This window comes from Micromonospora inyonensis (assembly GCF_900091415.1).
In the GTDB taxonomy this organism is placed as follows: domain Bacteria; phylum Actinomycetota; class Actinomycetes; order Mycobacteriales; family Micromonosporaceae; genus Micromonospora; species Micromonospora inyonensis.
On sequence record NZ_FMHU01000002.1, the window covers coordinates 884879 to 901838 of the forward strand.

The window sequence follows — 16960 nt, forward strand, 5'->3', positions numbered from 1 at the left end:
CAGTGGTGGCATGGGTGGCATGGGCGGCTGGAGCATGCTCCGGTCGATGCGCAACTCCGACGACGTCTCCGCCCACCGGCTCAACCGGGGCACCGGGCGGCGGATCGTCGCGTTCGCCCGGCCGTACCGCCGGGACATCACGGTCTTCCTGGTCACCGTGGTCCTCGCCGCGATCATCGGGGTCGCCACACCGGTGCTCGCCGGTGACGTCATCAACGCGATCACCGGGAGCGGAACCGGGGCCGGCGCGACCGTGGTCCGCCTGGCCCTGTTCATCGCCGGCCTGGCCGTCGCCGACGCGCTGCTCTCCCTGGCCCAGCGCTGGTACTCCGCCCGGATCGGCGAGGGCATCATCCTCGACCTGCGCACCCGGGTCTACGACCACGTCCAGCGCATGCCGTTGCAGTTCTTCAGCCGTACCCAGACCGGAGCACTGGTCAGCCGGCTCAACAACGACGTGATGGGCGCCCAGCGGGCGTTCACGTCGACCCTGTCCGGCGTGGTCAGCAACGTCATCCAGCTGGTCCTCACCGCCGCGGTGATGTTCACCCTCTCCTGGCAGATCACCGCCCTGTCACTGGTTCTGCTCCCGATCTTCATCATCCCGGCCCGCCGGGTCGGTAAGCGGCTGGCCGAGATCACCCGTGAGTCGTACAACCTCGACGCCCAGATGAACGCCACCATGACCGAGCGGTTCGGGGTGGCCGGGGCGATGCTGGTCAAACTCTTCGGCGCGCCCGAGGTCGAGGCCCGGCGCTTCGCCGGCCGGGCCGAGCGGGTGCGCGACATCGGCATCCAGTCGGCGATGTACTCGCGGACCTTCTTCGTGGCGATGCTGCTGGTCGCCTCGCTGGCCCAGGCGCTCACCTACGGCCTCGGCGGGTGGCTCGCGGTCACCGGCGCGGTCAGCGCCGGCACCGTGGTCACCCTGGCCCTGCTGCTCACCCGCCTCTACGGGCCGCTGACCGCGCTCTCCAACGTCCGGGTCGACGTGATGAGCGCGCTGGTCTCCTTCGACCGGGTCTTCGAGGTGCTCGACCTGAAGCCGGGCATCGAGGAGAAGCCGGACGCGGTGGCCGTGCCGCGCGACAACGGGCGGGTCGAGTTCCGCGACGTGCGGTTCCGCTACCCGAGCGCGGCCGAGGTGTCACTGGCCTCCCTCGAGGAGGTCGCCGCGCTGGACCGCCGGGCCAACGAGCCGGTGCTGCGGGGCGTCTCGTTCACCGTCGAGCCGGGTCAGATGGTCGCCCTGGTCGGGCCCTCCGGTGCCGGGAAGTCCACCCTGTCGATGCTGATGTCCCGGATCTACGACGTCACCGAGGGGCAGGTGCTGGTCGGTGGCGTGGACGTCCGCGACGCCACGCTCGCCTCGCTGCGCGACGAGATCGGGGTGGTGACCCAGGACTCCCACCTGTTCCACGAGACGATCGCCGAGAACCTGCGCTACGCCAAGCCGGACGCCACCGACGACGAACTCTGGAACGCGCTGGCCGGCGCGCAGGTGGCCGACCTGGTGCGCGCCCTGCCCGACGGGCTGGAGACCATGGTCGGGGAGCGGGGCTACCGCTTCTCGGGCGGCGAGAAGCAGCGCATCGCCATCGCCCGGTTGCTGCTGAAGGCCCCGTCGATCGTGATCCTCGACGAGGCCACCGCCCACCTCGACTCGGAGAGCGAGGCGGCGGTGCAGCGGGCGCTGTCGGTGGCGCTGGCCGGGCGTACCGCGCTGGTGATCGCCCACCGACTCTCCACCGTGCGGGACGCCGACCAGATCCTCGTCCTCGACGAGGGGCGGATCGTCGAGCGTGGCCGCCACGACGAGCTGGTCGCGGTGGGCGGTCTCTACGCCGAGCTGTACCGCACGCAGTTCGCGGTGGCCGACTCGCCCAGCCCGTACGTCGACGCGACCGGCCCGGAGCCGGTGGTCACCACGGTGCCGATGGCCGCGTACGTCGCCGAGCAGGCCCTGCCGCCGTCCGCCGCCAACTGAATCAGGCGGGTACGTCGCCGGTCAGGCCGGAGGGACCCCACCGGTCGGGCCGATCGGCTGCCCGTCGGTGGTTCCGCCGCTGGTCCGGCCGGTCCGCCGTCGGTCAGGCCGATTCGCGTACCGCGGCCCGCAGTTCGCCGAAGGCGGCGCCGAGCGTCTCGGCGGTGAAGTGGGCGTTCAGGCCGCTCGGGTTCGGCAGCACCCAGAGCCGCGCGCTGCCGAGGGGTTCCGGCTGCGGACCGAAGGTGGCCTTCGGCCGGGCGAAACCGGTCCGGTACGCGGTCACCCCGACCACCGCGACCCACCGGGGCCGATGCCGGACGACCTTGTCGGTGAGGATCCGTGCCCCCGCCAGCAGCTCGGCGGCGGTCAGCTCGTCGGCGCGGGCGCTGGCCCGGGCCACCATGTTGGTGATGCCGAGACCGAGGGCGGGCAGCTCGTCCTGCTCGCTGGGGTGCAGTTGGCGCGGGGTGAACCCACCCCGGTGCAGGGCGGGCCAGAACCGGTTGCCGGGGCGGGCGAAGTGCCAGCCGGTCGCCGCCGACCACAGGCCCGGGTTGATGCCGACGAAGAGCACGTCCAACCCGTCGGCGAGAACGTCGGGGATGGTCAGGTCCGCCGCGGCGGCGAGCTGCTCCCGGGTCGGACGGGGGGACGGCACCGGCGGTGCGGTCACCGGGCCACCGCTCCGGGACGACCGGAAACCGCGTCGGTCGCCGTTGCGCGCGCCGGTCACAGGTCGCGGGTCGCGCCGCCGTCGACCGGGACGGTCACCCCGGTCAGGTAGCCGGCGGCGGGGGAGAGGACGAACGCGGCGACCCGGCCGAACTCCGCCGGATCACCGAAGCGGCGCAGCGGGATGCCCGCCTCCGCCTCGGCGCGGGCCCGTTCGGCGTCGCCGCTCGCGGCGAGGAGCTGGCGGCTGCGGTCCGTCATGATCCGTCCCGGCAGCAGCCCGACCACCCGGACGCCCCGGGGACCGTACTCGTCGGCGACGTCCTTGGCCACACCGGCGAGGCCGGGGCGCAGCCCGTTGGAGATGCCGAGGCCGGCGATGGGATACCGCGCCGAGGTGGAGAGCACCAGCCCGATCGCGCCGCCGGCCGGCAGCGCGGCGGCGACCGTCCGGACCGCACGGACCGTGCCGAGGAACACCGTCTCGAAGGACTCCCGCCACTGCTCGTCGCGGACGCTCGCGGCGGTGCCCGGGGGCGGTCCGCCGACGGAGACCAGCGCGCCGTCCAGTCGGCCGAAGCGCTCCCGGGCGGTGTCGACCAACCGCTGCGGCAGGGCCGGGTCGGCCAGGTCACCGGCGATCCCCACAGCGTACGCCGGGCCACCGAGCCGGGTGGCGGCGGCAAAGACCGCCTCGGCGTCCCGGGCGGAGAGCACCACCTTCGCCCCGTCCGCGACGAGACACTCGGCGGTGGCGTAGCCGAGCCCACGGGAGGCGCCGGTCAGCACGTACACCCGGTCGGTGAGTCCGAGATCCATGCCGTCGATCCTGCCGCAGCCGGCGAGGACCGCTGCGCCGGGTGCCGTCACCACCGCCGGCCGCTGCTGTCGTGGGGGCTGCTACCGCCGGTGTTGCTGTCCTGTCGCCGGTGCTGCTGTCCTGTCGCTGGGGCCGGTGCCGCCGGTGCCGCCGGTGCTGTTGTCGCTGTCGCCGGGCGTCGTCACCGCCGGGCGTCGCGCAGGTGTACCCGGCCGGCGATCTGCACCGCGACGGCGTCGCCGATCCGGACGACCGCCGGCAGTCGGCGCGGACGCGGGGACCGCTCACCGTCGTAGCGGTTCGCGGCCTCGCGGGCGGCGAGTTCCCCGGCGGCCATCGGCGGCAGCCCACCCTCGGTTCGCAGCTCGCGGGCGAGGTCCCAGCCGTCGCGCAACCCGCCCCGGGTGGGACGGGTCGCCGCCCAGTGGACGAAGGCCGCCGGCCAGTCGCCGCCGAGTCCGGCGGCGAGCAGGGGCCAGTGCCGGGCGACCTCTCCGGCGCGCTTGCGCAGCAACGCCGCCCGGGCCGCACCGAGCCGGCGGGCGTCGAAGCCGGGCGGCGGGTCGGCACCGGCGACCAGGGCCGCGACCAGCGCTGCCTGCCGGGCGGCCAGGTCCCCGCGTACGCCCGTCCGGGCCACCTCGCCCGCACCGTCGTGTGGAAGCAGGGGACCCCTGCTACACAAAAAGCGGTAACAGGGGTCCCCTGCTTCCACCTCAGCGGCGGCCGGAGCGTGCTCGGCACCGGACGGTGCGGCGGCGTCCCGGCTCACGTGACCACCGGCCAGCCGGCCGCCGTGGACAGGGCGTCCAACTCGGCGCGCAGCGCCGCTGCCGGGGGATACCGCCCATCCCGTTCGAGCAGCAGCGCGGGCGGGCGGTGCCGGGCGCAGAGCGCGCCGACCAGGTCGAGGACCTCCGGCGGTACCGGGTCGGTGTGCGTGTCGTGGTAGAGCCCGTCGTGCTCCGCGCCCCCGGCGACGTGCACGTACGCGATCCGTTCGAGTGGGAGCCGGTCGAGCAGCGCGACCGGGTCGGTGCCCCGGTTGCGGGCATTGGCGTACACATTGGCGATGTCGAGCAGCAGCAGGGCGTCGGTGCGTTCGAGGATCTCGGTGACGAACGCCCCCTCGTCCAGTTCGTCGTCGGGCCAGTCGAACAGGGCGGCGATCGGCTCCAGCGCGATCGGCACCGGCAGGTCCTCCTGCGCCCGCCGGACGTTGGTCGCCACCGCCTCGACCGCCTCCCGGGTGCGTGGCAGCGGTAGCAGGTGACCGGCCTCCACCCCGCCGGCCCGGACGAAGGCGATGTGCTCGCTGACCAGTGGGGCGTCGAGCAGGTCGGCGACCGCAGCCAGGTGGGCCACCCGGGTCGGCTCGACCGGGTCCGCGCCGCCGAGGGAGAGCCGCACCCCGTGCGGTACGACGGTGACGCCGGCCGCCCGCAACTCGGCGAGCCCGGCCGGCGGTGGCCCGGCCGGGGCGACACCCTCCGCGATCACCTCGACGAAGCGCAGGCCGGGCAGGCCGGCGACGAAGCCGGCGATCTCCGGCCGCCACCCGATGCCGACACCGGCCGGGTCCGCCGCCCGGCTCGTGCCGGTGCGTCCGGACGCGCGGGGTGGTGCGGTCATCCCCCGCACCCGCCCCCGCACCCGCCACCGCCACCGCAGCTGCTCCCACCACCGCAGCTGCTGCCACCGCTGTCCCCGCCGCCGCTGTCCCCGCCCCCGGCGCTGGTGCCGCTGCTGGCGGCCTGCCGCTGGATCGCGGCGGCGTCGGCGAAGTCGGGGTCGAACGCCCAGAGCGTGGCTGCGCCGAACAGCGCCACGCCCATCGCCGCCCCGGCCGCGCCGTAGGTGGCGTACGCGGGCGAGGCGGAGGGCGTCAGGTACCGGTAGTGGGCCCGCAGGTTGCTCAGGGCGGTCCGACCGGCGCGGGTCCGGTACGGCACCCGGGCGGCCTGCACCACGAAGATCACCGCGAGCACGACCATGGCGGCGACGAGGAAGCCCACCGGCCGGTCGTTCCGAATCCCGGCGAACAGGCGCAGGACGCCAACGAGGAGCAGCAGGAACAGCAGCGCCGGACCGAACCGTGCGGCACGACGCCGGTCGGCGTCGAGGGCCAGCCCCCGGTTCTCCAGGTCCCGGCGCAGTTGGCCGAGCGCGGTGGCCACCCAGTGGTCCTGTGGCAGGTCGCCGGTGCGGATGCCCCGCCCGGCCGCGTGGTGCACCGCCTGGTCCAGCGCGGTGGCACCGGCGGGCAGCGGACCGGTGGCCCGTAGCAGTTTGCGCCGGTCCGCCCCGACCGCGCCGACGCTGCGCAGCGCGCCGATGGAGCTGTAGACGGCCAGCCGCGCGCCGCCGTTGAGGTATGCCGCCTGCTCCGGGCGGAGGTGGTCGAAGCCGGGCGGCCGGCGACCGTCGAAGAGCCAGGCGCGGTGGAGGGCCGAGCCGAGCACCACCAGCGCGGCGACCAGGAGGTAGCCGGCGAGGAAGGTGGGGCCGGAGATACCCCAGGTGTCGCCCGGTGCCGCCAGTAGGGTCATCGTCTCTGCTCCTGTCCGCGAGGGGTGGCGGCCCCATTGTGGAGTAGGCCCGCCAGCGAGGGAACCGCCGGTGAGCTGCCGTCATGCGCCGATCCGGCGATGCCGACGCTCCGGTCGCGACGGGTACGCCGGGGCGGGTCGTCGGGGTGGGTCGTCGGGGTGGGTCGTCGGGTAGCGGCGGAGCGCGCCGGAGCCGGTCAGCGGCGACGCACCGCCTCCTCGACCAGGTCGAGAACCGGACCGAGGTCACCGGCGGGGCGCCCCATCGCCAGGTGCAGCACCAGGCCGTCGTAGGCCAGTTCGAGGAAGCGGGCGAGTACGTCGATCGACACGTCCTCGCGGAGCACGCCGGCCTCGCGCTGGCGGGCCAGCCGCTCCCGGGTCGCCTCGGCGATCGCGGCGGAGCGCTCGGCCCAGCGGCGGGCGAAGGACGGGTCGGTCCGCAGGCGGCGGGAGACCTCCAGCTGGCTGCCGAGCCATCCGGCGGTGTCCGGGGACATCGCGCGGGCGAGCAGGTCCCGCATGACCTGCACCAGGCCGTTGCGGGCCACGGTCTCCACCATCGCCGCCGCGTCGTCCTCGGCGACGGCGAGGAAGAGGGAGTCCTTGTCCCGGAAGTGGTGGAAGATCGCCCCCCGGGAGAGACCGGTGGCCTCCTCCAGCCGGCGGACGGTGGCTCCCTCGTAGCCGTGCCGGGCGAAGCAGGCCCGCGCGGCGGCGAGGATCTCCTGGCGGCGCGCGTCGAGCTGGTCCTGGCTTACTCTGGGCACGTCCCGATCGTTCCAGGTGCCCCGCCCTGATGCAAACCGTACGTACGGCTTGAGACCCTGTCCGGCCGCCGGAGCGCCGCCTACGATCGCGGGATGACGTCCCTGCCCTCCGCCACGTTGACCGTGGCCGCCGTCCAGGCCGACCCCGTGCCGGGTGACGTGGCCGGCAACGCGTCGAGCGCCGCCCGGCTGGTGCGTCGGGCGGTCGACTCCGCCGCCCGGCTCGTGGTCCTGCCCGAGCTTTTCCTGCCGGCGACGCTCGATCCGGAGCAGTTGGCCCGGACCCGCGCCGACCACCCGATGCTGGTCGACCGGTTGCCCGACCAGGGACCCGAGCGGAACCTGGTCGCCGGCTGAGCCCACGACCGTCAAACCGCCCGCAATCCGGCGGCGGTAAATCGGTTGCCATCCGGGCGCACGGTGGCGAGCATGGTCCGCGCAGAACGCACTCCGGGCGTCGCCCGGTCGAGGAGGGGGGTCGGTCATGGCCGTCTTTGCAGGGTCCATCCACCTGCCTCAATCAGCCTCGATCAAGGGATCACCGACCCAGTGCGTGAACACGACATCGACCCGTCGGCGCGCGAGCGCCGACCGCGCGGCAAACGCCGCTTCGACGACGACGAGACACCGTTCCTGAAGCACGGCCGGCAACCCCGGCCGGCACCCGTCTCCGACGACGGGGACCCCGACCATCCGCTGGTCGGTGACCGCTGGTCGACCTGGGACCAGGCGGTCCACGGCCCCGAGCCGTACCCGGACTGGGTGGTCACCGAACTCGCCGCCCAGGACACCGAACTCGGGGTGCTCAAGACGGGCAAGGAGGCGGACGTCCACCTCGTCCGACGTGCGGTGCCCGACACCGACCGCTCCTGCCTGCTGGCGGTCAAGCGTTACCGTGCTCCGGAGCACCGGCTCTTCCACCGGGACGCCGGTTACCTGGAGGGCCGCCGGGTGCGGCGCTCGCGGGAGACCAGGGCGATGGCCGGCCGTACCAGCTTCGGGCGGCAGATGATCGCCGGGCAGTGGGCGGCAGCCGAGTTCGCCGTGCTCTCCCGGCTCTGGGAGATCGGGGTCTCCCTGGGCACGGTCGCCGTGCCGTACCCGGTGCAACTGATCGGCACCGAGCTGATGCTGGAGTTCATCGGCGACGTCGACGAGGGGCAGGCCGCTCCCCGGCTCGCCCAGCTGCGGCCCGAGCCGGACGAGCTGCGCGGGCTCTGGGAGCAGCTGGTGGACGTGCTGGTCGTGCTGGCCCGCACCGGTCACGCCCACGGCGACCTGTCGCCGTACAACCTCCTGGTGCACGACGGCCGGCTGGTCCTCATCGACCTGCCGCAGGCCGTCGACGTGGTGGCGAATCCGCAGGGGGCGGAGTTCCTGGCCCGGGACGTCCGCGTGGTGAGCACCTGGTTCGCAGCCCGGGGACTCCCGGCCGAGCTGGCCGATCCGGCCACGCTGACCGGGCAGTTGTTACGGGAGGCCGGACTGCGCTGACCGGGCAGTCGTCACGTGCTGCCGGACCGCGCCGACCGGTGCACGGGCCGGCCCCGCCGACCGGGCGGGGCCGGCCCACACCGGGTCACTGGAGGTAACGTTCGACCTCCGGCACGGGCCGGACGCCCTGGCTCTCCGGGTCGTTGTGGGTCTGCCGGGCCGCCCGGCGGCGACGGAGCAGGTCCCAGCACTGGTCCAGTCCCTCCTCCAGTTCGCGCAGCCGCGCGCGGGCGTCGTCGTCGGTGCCGGCCTGCGCGGACTGCGCGTCCGCCCGGAGCCGGTGCTCCTCGTCGACCAGCTCGGCGATGCGGTTCAGGATGGTCTTGTCGTCCATGTGTCGAGCCTGGCACAGGCCGCCGGGCCGCGCCCGGCTTCCCACGCGTCGGCGACGGTTCGGGTAGGTTGCCAGCCGATGACCGTCACCATCCGCCGGTTCCGGCCCGAGGACACCACCGATGTGGCCGCGGTGCTCCGGGTCGCCGCGCCGTACTGGGTGTTCAGCGCGGCGGCGCTGCGCTGGCAGGCGGCCAACGGGGCGCCGGCGGCGCGGCACCGGATGCTGCTCGCCGAGGTCGGCGGCGAGGTGGTCGGGGTCGCCCGGACCGGACTGCTGCACGAGAGCGCCGAGCCGGGACTGGGTTACGCCAACCTGAACGTGCTGCCGCAGCGGCGGGGCGGGGGAGTGGGCTCGGCCCTGCTCGCCGCCGCCGAGGAACGACTGCGGGCGATCGGCGCGCGGGTGGCGTACGCCAAGGTGACCGACGACCCGGCGGCGGTGGGCTTCGCCGAGCGGCACGGCTACCGGCGCGGGCGGGCCACCACCCACCTGCGGCTGGACCTGACCACCGGGGCGCTGCCCGCACCGCCGGCCCGGCCCGGGGTACGGATTGCCAGCGCGGCCACGCTGGCCGGGGACCCACGTCCGTTGTACGAGGCCGACCTGGACGCCTCCCGGGACGAGCCGGGTGACGTGGGCATGGACGCGGCCGGCTATGCCGACTGGCGGACCGCCTACTGGGACCGTCCGGACCTGGACCGGACACTGACGACGGTGGCGATCTGCGGCGGGGTGGTGGCGGCGTTCACCTTTGCGCTGACTGATGGCTCAAACCGCTTCCAGTCGGGGATGACCGGGACACGGCGGGCGTACCGGGGGCGCGGGCTGGCCGGCGCGGTGAAGCGCGCCGCCCTGCGCCGCGCTGCCGAGGCGGGCCTTGCGACCGCTCTGACCAGCAACGATGCGGGAAACGAGGCGATGCTGGCGATCAATCGCCGGCTCGGGTACGTCCCCGTGGCCGCCGAGTGGCGGTACCGGCGGACGCTGTTCCGCTGAGGACCTGCGTAATTGTCCTTTATGGATGCCGCAATTGTTGTCAACGAAAATTTCTCGCCCCCGCTCTGGTGAATCGGACATCGTGATGGCATGCTCAGCGGGTCCTGTGACTCGGAATGACGGTTCCGCGACTCAGTGGTGATACCGGGAGGAGCCCCTAAGGTGGGAACACCGCATCCCTCCCCGGCGCATGTCAGTCGTCCCGCGAGGGTCCCCCTGCGCCGGATGCTGCCCGCTCTGGTCCGCGATCCGGCCCGCGCGCTCATCGACGCGGGTAACCGGACCGGGGGCAACCTCGCCCGCATCAACCTCGGCTCGTTCCGCCCTTATCTGGTCACCCATCCCGAACACGTGCAGCACGTGCTGCGGGAACGGGCGGAGAACTACGAGCGGGCCGGTGACGGGCTGTTCTGGCGACCGGTCAAGCGGCTCTTCGGCGAGGGGATCCTCGGCGAGGGGCAGATCTGGTCGGCCAGCCGCCGGATGCTCCAGCCGATGTTCACCGCCAAGCGGGTCGAGTCGATGATCGACGGGATGGCCGAGGCGATCTCCGACGCCGTCGACGAGCTGGGCACCCCGTCCCGCGTCGGACGACCGGTCGACATCGGTGCCGAGCAGGCCCGGATCGTCTGCCGGGCGATCATGAAGGTGCTCTTCGCCGACAAGATCTCGGTGGCCGACGCCATGCGGGTCGTCGACGCGCAGGACGCCATCGCCAGCGCGGTGATCCCCCGGATCGTGGTGCCCTTCGCGCCGCTGTCGCTGCCCATGCCCGGCGACCGGACCTTCCGCCGGGCCGTCCGGGTCGTCGACGACGTCCTCGTGCCCATCGTGCGGGAATCCCGGGCCACGGCGGGGGAGGGCGACGACGTCATCTCCACCCTGTGGCGGGCGCGTACCGACGACGGCCGGCAGCTCGACGAGCGGCAGGTCCGCAACGACACGGTGGCGATGTTCGCGGCCACCACGGAAACCACCATCAACGTGTTGACCTGGCTCTGGCCGCACCTGGACGAGCACCCCGAGGTCGCCGACCAACTTTACGAGGAGATCAACCGGGTGGTGGGCGACGAACCGGTCCGCCGCGAGCACCTCGGCGAACTGCGCTACACCCGGATGGTCCTCGACGAACTGCTGCGCCTGTACCCGATCGGGTGGCTGATTCCCCGCCGCGCGGTCGCCGCCGACGTGGTCGGCGGCGTGCGGATCGAGGCCGGCGCGACGGTGGTGGCGAGCCCGCTGATCACCCAACGGATGTCGGCGTTCTGGGACCGGCCCGACGAGTTCGACCCGGAGCGGTTCCGCCCCGAGCGCGTCCGGGCCCGGCACCGCTACGCCCACTTCCCCTTCGGCGGTGGCCCGCACCAGTGCCTCGGCATGTACCTGTTCTACCTGGAGGCGCAGCTCATCGTCGCCACGATGCTGAGCCGGTACCGGTTCCGGCTCGCGCAGCCCGGGGTGCCCGGGCTGCGGCTGGCGGCCGCGCTGCGTCCCCGCCGCCGGGTGGAACTGACCCTCACCGGCGCGGCGCCCTCGGCCGCCGCCTGAGCGGAGCGGACAGAATGGACCTCACCACCCAGGCCGCGGAGGCCGTCGAGCAGGGCCGGATCTGTGCCCTCGCCGCCCGGGGGCAGCGCGATCTGCAGAAGCTCGCGGCCGGGTACCCGGAGCTGTTCTCCGGTGCGCCCTTCGACGCCGCCCTGTTCGGCAACATCGCCATGGCCATGGCGTTCAGCGCGCCCTGGTGCAGCCTGGAGGAACTGCGGGTCACCAACCGTGCCGTGCTGTGGGGGTTCGCCCTCGACTGGCAGGTGGACTACCTGGCTAAGTCCCGGACGGAGATCGACCGTCTGACCGAGACCAGCCTCGCGGTGGTCGACGGTGCCACCCCGGCATCGGACGACCCGTTCGCCCGGTTCCTCGCCGAACTCTGCGCCGACCTGGCCGCCGCGCCGGCCTACCCGCGCCTGCGTGACGCGTGGCGGGCCGCGGTGCACCGGACGCTGGCCGCGATGGCGGTCGAGTGGGAGTGGCGGTCGGCCCGGCGGGACCTCACCGGCACGCTGCCGACCTTCGAGGAGTACCTCGCCAACGCCGACAACCTGGCCTGCACGGTGGTCAACGTCGCACACTGGATCCACACCGGCGACGACGGGACCCACCGTTCGCTACCCCGCCTGGTCGAGGCCAGCGACGAGGTGCAGCGGGTGCTGCGGCTGGTCAACGACCTCGGTACGTACCAGCGGGACCTGGAGTGGGGCGACCTCAACGCGATCATGCTGGTGGCCGACCGGGCGGAGGTCGAGCAGCGGGTCGAGGTTCTTACCGGAGGATGCCACGAGCTGCTGGCCCCCCTGACGGAGGAGTGCCCCCGGCAGGCGACGTACCTCGCCCGGCAGCTCGGCTTCACCAGCGGCTTCTACGGTTCCACGGACTTCTGGGGGGCTCGGTGAGCGCGAGGAGTGCAGCGGAGCGGAGCCCCGCAGTCGCGAACAGTGGTGGTGTGGTGAGCGCGAGGAGTGCAGCGGAGCGGAGCCCCGCAGTCGCGAACGGAGGGGAGGCTCGGTGAGCATCCTCGCCGCCGTTGGGGACCTGCTCGGCGAGATGACGGCGACACCGACGGGACAGTCCTCGGTGTCGGTGTACGAGACCGGGCGCCTGGTCAGCCTGTCGCCGTGGTTGACGCTGCACGCCGCGCGGATCCGCTACCTGCTCGACGCGGAACACCCGACCGGCGGCTGGGGAGGCCCCGGCGGCTACGGGCTGGCACCGACGCTCAGCGCCACCGAGGGACTGCTCGCCGCGCTGCGCCGAGGTGACCTGGCCGGGACGTCGGATCCGCTCCACCGGGGCGCGGTCGCCGCAGTGGACCGGGGACTGGCCGTCCTCGGTGAGCGGCTCGCCGCCGTTCCCGCGTCGGCCCTGCCGGACATGCCGGCGATCGACCTGATCGTACCGGCCCTGGTGGAGGCGCTCACCGTCCACCTGGACGCGATGCGGGACGACCCGGTGAACGGACTGGAGCGGTGGCGCACCGCGCCCCGGTTGCCGTTGCCGCCGGGTATGACGCCCACCCGGTTGGCCCGGGTCCGCGCGGCTCTGACGTCGGGCCACCCGCTGCCGGAGAAGCTGATGCACGCGCTGGAGGTCGCCGGTCCGGCGGCCCGCCGGGCCGCCGGGGTCGTCCCGGTCGGGCCGGGCACGGTCGGCGCCTCACCAGCGGCGACGGCCGCCTGGCTCGGCGTCCCCGACGCCACCACCTCGGCCGCGCGGGCGTACCTGGAGGGGGTCGTCCGCCAGCACGGCGGGCCGGTGCCGTGCACCAGCCCGATCAGCGTCTTCGAACGGTCGTGGGTGCTCAGTGCGCTGTCGAGGGCCGGGGTGCCGTTGAGCGCCCCGCCGCCGGTGCTGGCCAGCCTGCGGGACGCGCTCGGCCCGGCCGGCACGGCCACCGCCCCCGGTCTGCCGGTGGACGCCGACACCACCTCGGTGACCCTCTACGCGCTCGCCCGCGCCGGTCAGCCGGTCGACCCGTCGAGTCTCCGGTCCTTCGACACCGGGGAGCACTTCTGCACCTGGCCGAAGGAGGACGGCGCCTCCATCACCACCAACGCGCACGTGCTGGACGCCGTCGGCTGGCACCTGCGACACGGCGGTGCGCGGGCGGACCACCTCGCCCCGGTGGTGCGCCGGCTGACCACCTGGCTCGCCGAACGGCAGGCACCGGAAGGCTCGTGGAGTTCCGACCGCTGGCACGCGTCGCCGTACTACGCCACGAGTTGCGCGGTGCTCGCCCTGTACGGGTACGGCGTCGGCGCGTCGGTGGGACCGGTGGTACGGCGGGCGGTGCGCTGGGTGCTCGCCGGTCAGCACCCCGACGGCTCCTGGGGGCGGTGGGGCGGTACGGCCGAGGAGACCTCGTACGCCCTCCAGGTGCTGCTCGCGGCCGGGCAGACCTCGTCCGACCAGTGTGCCCAGGCGATCGCACGGGGCTGGCGGTGGCTGGTCACGATGGACGGTTCCGACGGTGGACCGGCGCTCTGGCACGACAAGGATCTGTATCGTCCGTCACTGATCGTCCGCGCGGCTGCGCTCGCGGTGACCTGGTGGGGACGCGCGTCGGCTGGTCCGGATCCGGTCGAGGCGGGCCCGTCTTCCCGTAGCGCCATGATCAGGATCGCTTGAGTGAACCTTCCGACGCTGCTAGCGTGCGCCGGGGTCGATCGGTGCGTCGACCGCCCACGCTCGGGCACGTCAATCGAATACCCGGCCAGGACGGTGTAATGGGTTCCCGCAGTACGAATCTCCGTACGAAAGTCGTCGCACTGCTCGCGTCGCTCGTCGCGCTCTGGGCCTTCGCGGCGTGGGTGACCGTCGGGGACGGCTTCAACCTGCTCGGGGTCCAGACCCTCAACGCCCGGGTCTTCGCGCCCAGCGAACCGCTACTGCTGCAGTTGCAGAAGGAACGTCGTCTCTCCCTGGCGTACCTGGGACGGCCGGAGGCCGGGCAGTTGGAGGCGTTGCGCGCGGAGCGGGACCGCACCGACGAACTGGCCCGCGCGTTCGAGGCGTCCGCGGTGAACTGGCGTACCGAGATCCCGGCGAGCACCGAGGTCGAGCGGGCGGTCGACAACGTGCTCACCGGCCTGGACGAACTCTCCCGGACCCGGACGGCGATCGACGACAAGAGCATCGACCGGGCAACGGCCCTGACCTCCTACGTGGAGGTGGTCGACGCGATGTTCCGGCTCTACGACGAGCTGGGTGGTCTCGACGACCAGCAGGTCGCCCACGACACCGCTGCCCTGATCGAGCTCAACCGCGCCCGGGAACTGCTGTCCCAGGAGGACGCGCTGCTGCACGGCGCCCTCGCCGCAGGTCGGGTCACGTCCGCCGAGCAGGCGCGGTTCGCGCAGATGGTGGGCGCTCAGCGGTACATCGCCGCCAGCACCATCAGCGCCCTGCCCGTGGCGGACCGCAACCGCTACCAGCAGATGTCCCAGGGGGAGGCGCACCAGCGCCTGCGCACCCTGGAGGACCGGGTCATCGGGGCCCGCAACACCGAGTCGCGCGCCCCGGTCGAGCTGGAGGCGTGGCGGGGTGCGGTCGACCCGGCGTTGCAGCAGCTCAACGACGTCGTGGGTGCCGGCGGCGACGATGTGGTGGACCGGGCCACGCCGGTGGCCGTCGGGGTCATCACCCGGCTGGTGCTGGCCACCGGTCTGGGTCTGCTCGCCGTCGTCGCCTCGATCATCGTCTCGATCACCACCGCGCGGGCGCTGCTGCGGCAGTTGGAGCGCCTGCGGGAGGCCGCGTTCCAGCTCGCCCGGGAGCGGCTGCCGAACGTGGTCGAGCGGCTCGGCCGGGGCGAGGAGGTCGACGTGGCCGCCGAGGCGCCTCCGCTGGAGTTCGGCGACGACGAGATCGGGCAGGTGGGCCAGGCCTTCAACGTCGTGCAGGAGACCGCGATCCGGACCGCCGTCGAGCAGGCCGAGCTGCGGCGCAACGTCCGCGACGTCTTCCTCAGCCTGGCCCGGCGGACCCAGGCCCTGGTCCACCGGCAGCTCACCCTGCTCGACGCGATGGAGCGGCGGGAGAACGACGCCGAGGAGCTGGAGGACCTGTTCCGGGTCGACCACCTGGCCACCCGGATGCGGCGTAACGCGGAGAACCTCATCGTCCTCTCCGGCTCCACGCCCGGCCGGGCGTGGCGACGCAACGTCCCGATGGTCGACGTGGTCCGGGGCGCGGTCGCCGAGGTGGAGGACTACACGCGGGTCAACGTGCTGCCGCTGGGGCAGGTCTCGCTGGCCGGTCGCGCGGTGGGTGACATCATCCACCTCCTCGCCGAGCTGATCGAGAACGGTCTGTCGTTCTCGCCGCCGCACACCACGGTGGAGGTGCGCGGGCAGTTGGTGGCCAACGGTTTCGCCCTCGAGGTCGAGGACCGTGGCCTGGGCATGAGCGAGGAGGACCTGGCCGCCGCCAACGAGCGCATCGTCGACCGGTCGGAGCTGAACCTCGCCAACGCCACCCGGCTCGGCCTCTACGTGGTCAGCCGGCTGACCGAACGACACGGGATCCGGGTGCACCTGAAGGAGTCCCCGTACGGCGGCACCACGGCGGTCGTGCTGATCCCGCTGGCGCTGGTCACCGCCGACGAGGAGGAGCCCGGTGGGCCGGGCACCCCCCACGCCGGTGCCGTCGAGCCGCCGGTCGGGCCCGCCCTGACCGGGACCGAGCCGTCCGGTCCGCGTCCGGCCCTGCCGGCGGCGCTGGCCGAGCCGGGGTCGCCGCGCCGGGTGCCCGAGGGCACCGGCGACGAGCCCGACCAGCTCCCCACCCGGGTACGGACGACGCTGGAGCGCCCCCTGGCACGGCAGGACACGCCGGCCGAGAGCGGGACCGGCCTGCCGACCCGCTCCCGACTCTGGTCGGAGCAGTCCGCGCTGGACGGTCCCACCTTCCCGACCGGCCTGCCGATGGCCGTCCCGCGTACCGAGCCCGCGCGGAAGGCGGAGCACGGTGGTCCGACCCCGTGCCCGGCGGCGGAACCGCCTCGCACGGAGTCCGGTTTGCCGATGCGGGTCCGCCAGGCGAACCTCGCACCCGAGTTGCGGGACGAGACGCCCGTCGTGGACACCCCGGAGGACGACGAGGCGGTTCGCCCGCCCGAGCAGGTCCGGCGGATGATGAGTTCGTACCAGACCGGTACCCGGCGCGGCCGTACCGACGCGGCCCGGCTGCTGGGTGGTCCGGCCCGCGGTCCGGAGCCGGCGGACGCGCCGGACGACGAGGACCGGCAAGCGACGTGAGCGGGGCGCGGTGGCGGGCGAACCCGTCCACCGGCCCTGGAGTGAGCCCAGACGAGCACGGCGACCAGCCGGGTTGAGAAGAGGACGACGAGTGGCGCAGAAGACGGCTTCGAGTGCCGACCTGACGTGGTTGTTGGATGATCTGGTCGGCCGGGTGAAGCAGGCCGAACACGCTATCGCTCTCTCCACGGACGGCCTGATGATGGCCTCGTCCCGGGGGCTGAGCCGGGACGACGGCGAGCACCTGGCGGCGATGGCGGCCGGCATCCAGAGCCTGGCCCGTGGGGCGGGCAAGCGGTTCGGTGGCGGGCAGGTGCAGCAGACCATCATCGAGATGCAGTCGGCGTTCCTGTTCGTCACGGCGGCCGGTCGTAACGCCTGTCTCGCCGTGCTCGCCTCGGAGGACGCCGACGTGGGGCTGATCGCGTACGAGATGGCGATGCTGGTGACCCGGGTCGGCAAGTACGTCGCCTCGCCGTCCCGATTGTCCGAGCAGTCGGCCACCGTCGAGAAGTAG

At 73.6% G+C, this 16960-nt stretch carries 16 protein-coding genes; 9 read left to right on the forward strand and 7 right to left on the reverse strand.

Going from position 1 to position 16960, the window contains the following annotated elements; genetic code table 11:
• Positions 1–10: 10 nt before the first annotated feature.
• The gene (locus GA0074694_RS18960; RefSeq protein ID WP_091460271.1) at positions 11–1987 is read left to right on the forward strand and encodes an ABC transporter ATP-binding protein; all 1977 of its coding nucleotides are present in this window, start codon (positions 11–13) and stop codon (positions 1985–1987) included.
• A 103-nt stretch (positions 1988–2090) separates the two neighbouring features.
• Here GA0074694_RS18960 and mug read toward each other — a convergent pair whose 3' ends face one another.
• The 6 genes from mug to GA0074694_RS18990 all read right to left on the reverse strand — a co-directional run bounded on the left by mug (position 2091) and on the right by GA0074694_RS18990 (position 6801).
• Positions 2091–2663 (reverse strand): G/U mismatch-specific DNA glycosylase, encoded by a 573-nt coding sequence (gene mug, locus GA0074694_RS18965; protein ID WP_091463387.1) that lies wholly within the window; start codon positions 2661–2663, stop codon positions 2091–2093.
• A gap of 56 nt (positions 2664–2719) precedes the next feature.
• A complete protein-coding gene (locus tag GA0074694_RS18970; RefSeq protein ID WP_091463388.1) occupies positions 2720–3481 on the reverse strand; it encodes an SDR family oxidoreductase in 762 nt (253 codons plus the stop codon).
• A gap of 182 nt (positions 3482–3663) precedes the next feature.
• Positions 3664–4122 (reverse strand): SCO6045 C-terminal-like domain-containing protein, encoded by a 459-nt coding sequence (locus tag GA0074694_RS18975; RefSeq protein ID WP_091460273.1) that lies wholly within the window; start codon positions 4120–4122, stop codon positions 3664–3666.
• A gap of 128 nt (positions 4123–4250) precedes the next feature.
• Positions 4251–5114: an MbnB/TglH/ChrH family RiPP precursor modification enzyme gene (locus GA0074694_RS18980; protein ID WP_091463389.1), complete on the reverse strand. Its 864-nt coding sequence runs from the start codon at positions 5112–5114 to the stop codon at positions 4251–4253.
• Positions 5111–6031 carry a TIGR04222 domain-containing membrane protein gene (locus GA0074694_RS18985; RefSeq protein WP_091460275.1) on the reverse strand — a complete coding sequence of 307 codons (921 nt, stop codon included), beginning with the start codon at positions 6029–6031 and terminating at the stop codon, positions 5111–5113. Before GA0074694_RS18985 ends, GA0074694_RS18980 begins: the two co-directional genes overlap by 4 nt.
• 197 nt (positions 6032–6228) lie before the next feature.
• Positions 6229–6801, reverse strand: a complete 573-nt coding sequence (locus tag GA0074694_RS18990) for a TetR/AcrR family transcriptional regulator (RefSeq protein WP_091460277.1) — start codon at positions 6799–6801, stop codon at positions 6229–6231.
• Between the two features lie 93 nt (positions 6802–6894).
• On the opposite strand from GA0074694_RS18990, the gene GA0074694_RS18995 reads away from it, so the two are divergent.
• Together GA0074694_RS18995 and GA0074694_RS19000 are read left to right on the forward strand one after the other, a co-directional pair.
• On the forward strand, positions 6895–7158 hold the full coding sequence (locus GA0074694_RS18995; RefSeq protein ID WP_091460279.1) for a nitrilase-related carbon-nitrogen hydrolase: 264 nt from the start codon (positions 6895–6897) through the stop codon (positions 7156–7158).
• Between the two features lie 192 nt (positions 7159–7350).
• The gene (locus GA0074694_RS19000) at positions 7351–8295 is read left to right on the forward strand and encodes a serine protein kinase RIO (RefSeq protein ID WP_091460282.1); all 945 of its coding nucleotides are present in this window, start codon (positions 7351–7353) and stop codon (positions 8293–8295) included.
• An 85-nt stretch (positions 8296–8380) separates the two neighbouring features.
• On the opposite strand, the gene GA0074694_RS19005 is transcribed toward GA0074694_RS19000, so the two are convergent.
• Complete coding sequence (locus tag GA0074694_RS19005) at positions 8381–8629, reverse strand: DUF2630 family protein (RefSeq protein WP_091460285.1); 249 nt, start codon at positions 8627–8629, stop codon at positions 8381–8383.
• Positions 8630–8707: 78 nt separating this feature from the next.
• On the opposite strand from GA0074694_RS19005, the gene GA0074694_RS19010 reads away from it, so the two are divergent.
• The 6 genes from GA0074694_RS19010 to GA0074694_RS19035 all read left to right on the forward strand — a co-directional run bounded on the left by GA0074694_RS19010 (position 8708) and on the right by GA0074694_RS19035 (position 16960).
• Positions 8708–9628, forward strand: a complete 921-nt coding sequence (locus tag GA0074694_RS19010; RefSeq protein ID WP_091460287.1) for a GNAT family N-acetyltransferase — start codon at positions 8708–8710, stop codon at positions 9626–9628.
• A gap of 225 nt (positions 9629–9853) precedes the next feature.
• Entirely contained in the window at positions 9854–11176 is a 1323-nt protein-coding gene (locus GA0074694_RS19015) for a cytochrome P450 (protein ID WP_091460290.1), read from the forward strand.
• Positions 11177–11190: 14 nt separating this feature from the next.
• Positions 11191–12081: a terpene synthase family protein gene (locus GA0074694_RS19020; RefSeq protein ID WP_091460292.1), complete on the forward strand. Its 891-nt coding sequence runs from the start codon at positions 11191–11193 to the stop codon at positions 12079–12081.
• Between the two features lie 112 nt (positions 12082–12193).
• Entirely contained in the window at positions 12194–13813 is a 1620-nt protein-coding gene (locus GA0074694_RS19025; protein ID WP_245714793.1) for a prenyltransferase/squalene oxidase repeat-containing protein, read from the forward strand.
• A gap of 98 nt (positions 13814–13911) precedes the next feature.
• Entirely contained in the window at positions 13912–16443 is a 2532-nt protein-coding gene (locus GA0074694_RS19030; protein WP_091460295.1) for a sensor histidine kinase, read from the forward strand.
• 91 nt (positions 16444–16534) lie between these two features.
• Positions 16535–16960, forward strand: coding sequence for a roadblock/LC7 domain-containing protein (locus tag GA0074694_RS19035; RefSeq protein ID WP_091460297.1), 426 nt, complete (start codon positions 16535–16537; stop codon positions 16958–16960).

What these genes read in the sequence shown, in the direction of transcription:
- GA0074694_RS18970 (WP_091463388.1), bottom strand. Translation starts at nt 3,481, where the DNA reads ATGGATCTCGGACTCACCGACCGGGTGTACGTGCTGACCGGCGCCTCC.
- GA0074694_RS18995 (WP_091460279.1), top strand. Translation starts at nt 6,895, where the DNA reads ATGACGTCCCTGCCCTCCGCCACGTTGACCGTGGCCGCCGTCCAGGCC.
- GA0074694_RS18960 (WP_091460271.1), top strand. Translation starts at nt 11, where the DNA reads ATGGGTGGCATGGGCGGCTGGAGCATGCTCCGGTCGATGCGCAACTCC.
- GA0074694_RS19010 (WP_091460287.1), top strand. Translation starts at nt 8,708, where the DNA reads ATGACCGTCACCATCCGCCGGTTCCGGCCCGAGGACACCACCGATGTG.
- GA0074694_RS19030 (WP_091460295.1), top strand. Translation starts at nt 13,912, where the DNA reads ATGGGTTCCCGCAGTACGAATCTCCGTACGAAAGTCGTCGCACTGCTC.
- GA0074694_RS18985 (WP_091460275.1), bottom strand. Translation starts at nt 6,031, where the DNA reads ATGACCCTACTGGCGGCACCGGGCGACACCTGGGGTATCTCCGGCCCC.
- GA0074694_RS19020 (WP_091460292.1), top strand. Translation starts at nt 11,191, where the DNA reads ATGGACCTCACCACCCAGGCCGCGGAGGCCGTCGAGCAGGGCCGGATC.
- GA0074694_RS18980 (WP_091463389.1), bottom strand. Translation starts at nt 5,114, where the DNA reads ATGACCGCACCACCCCGCGCGTCCGGACGCACCGGCACGAGCCGGGCG.
- GA0074694_RS19005 (WP_091460285.1), bottom strand. Translation starts at nt 8,629, where the DNA reads ATGGACGACAAGACCATCCTGAACCGCATCGCCGAGCTGGTCGACGAG.
- GA0074694_RS19015 (WP_091460290.1), top strand. Translation starts at nt 9,854, where the DNA reads ATGCTGCCCGCTCTGGTCCGCGATCCGGCCCGCGCGCTCATCGACGCG.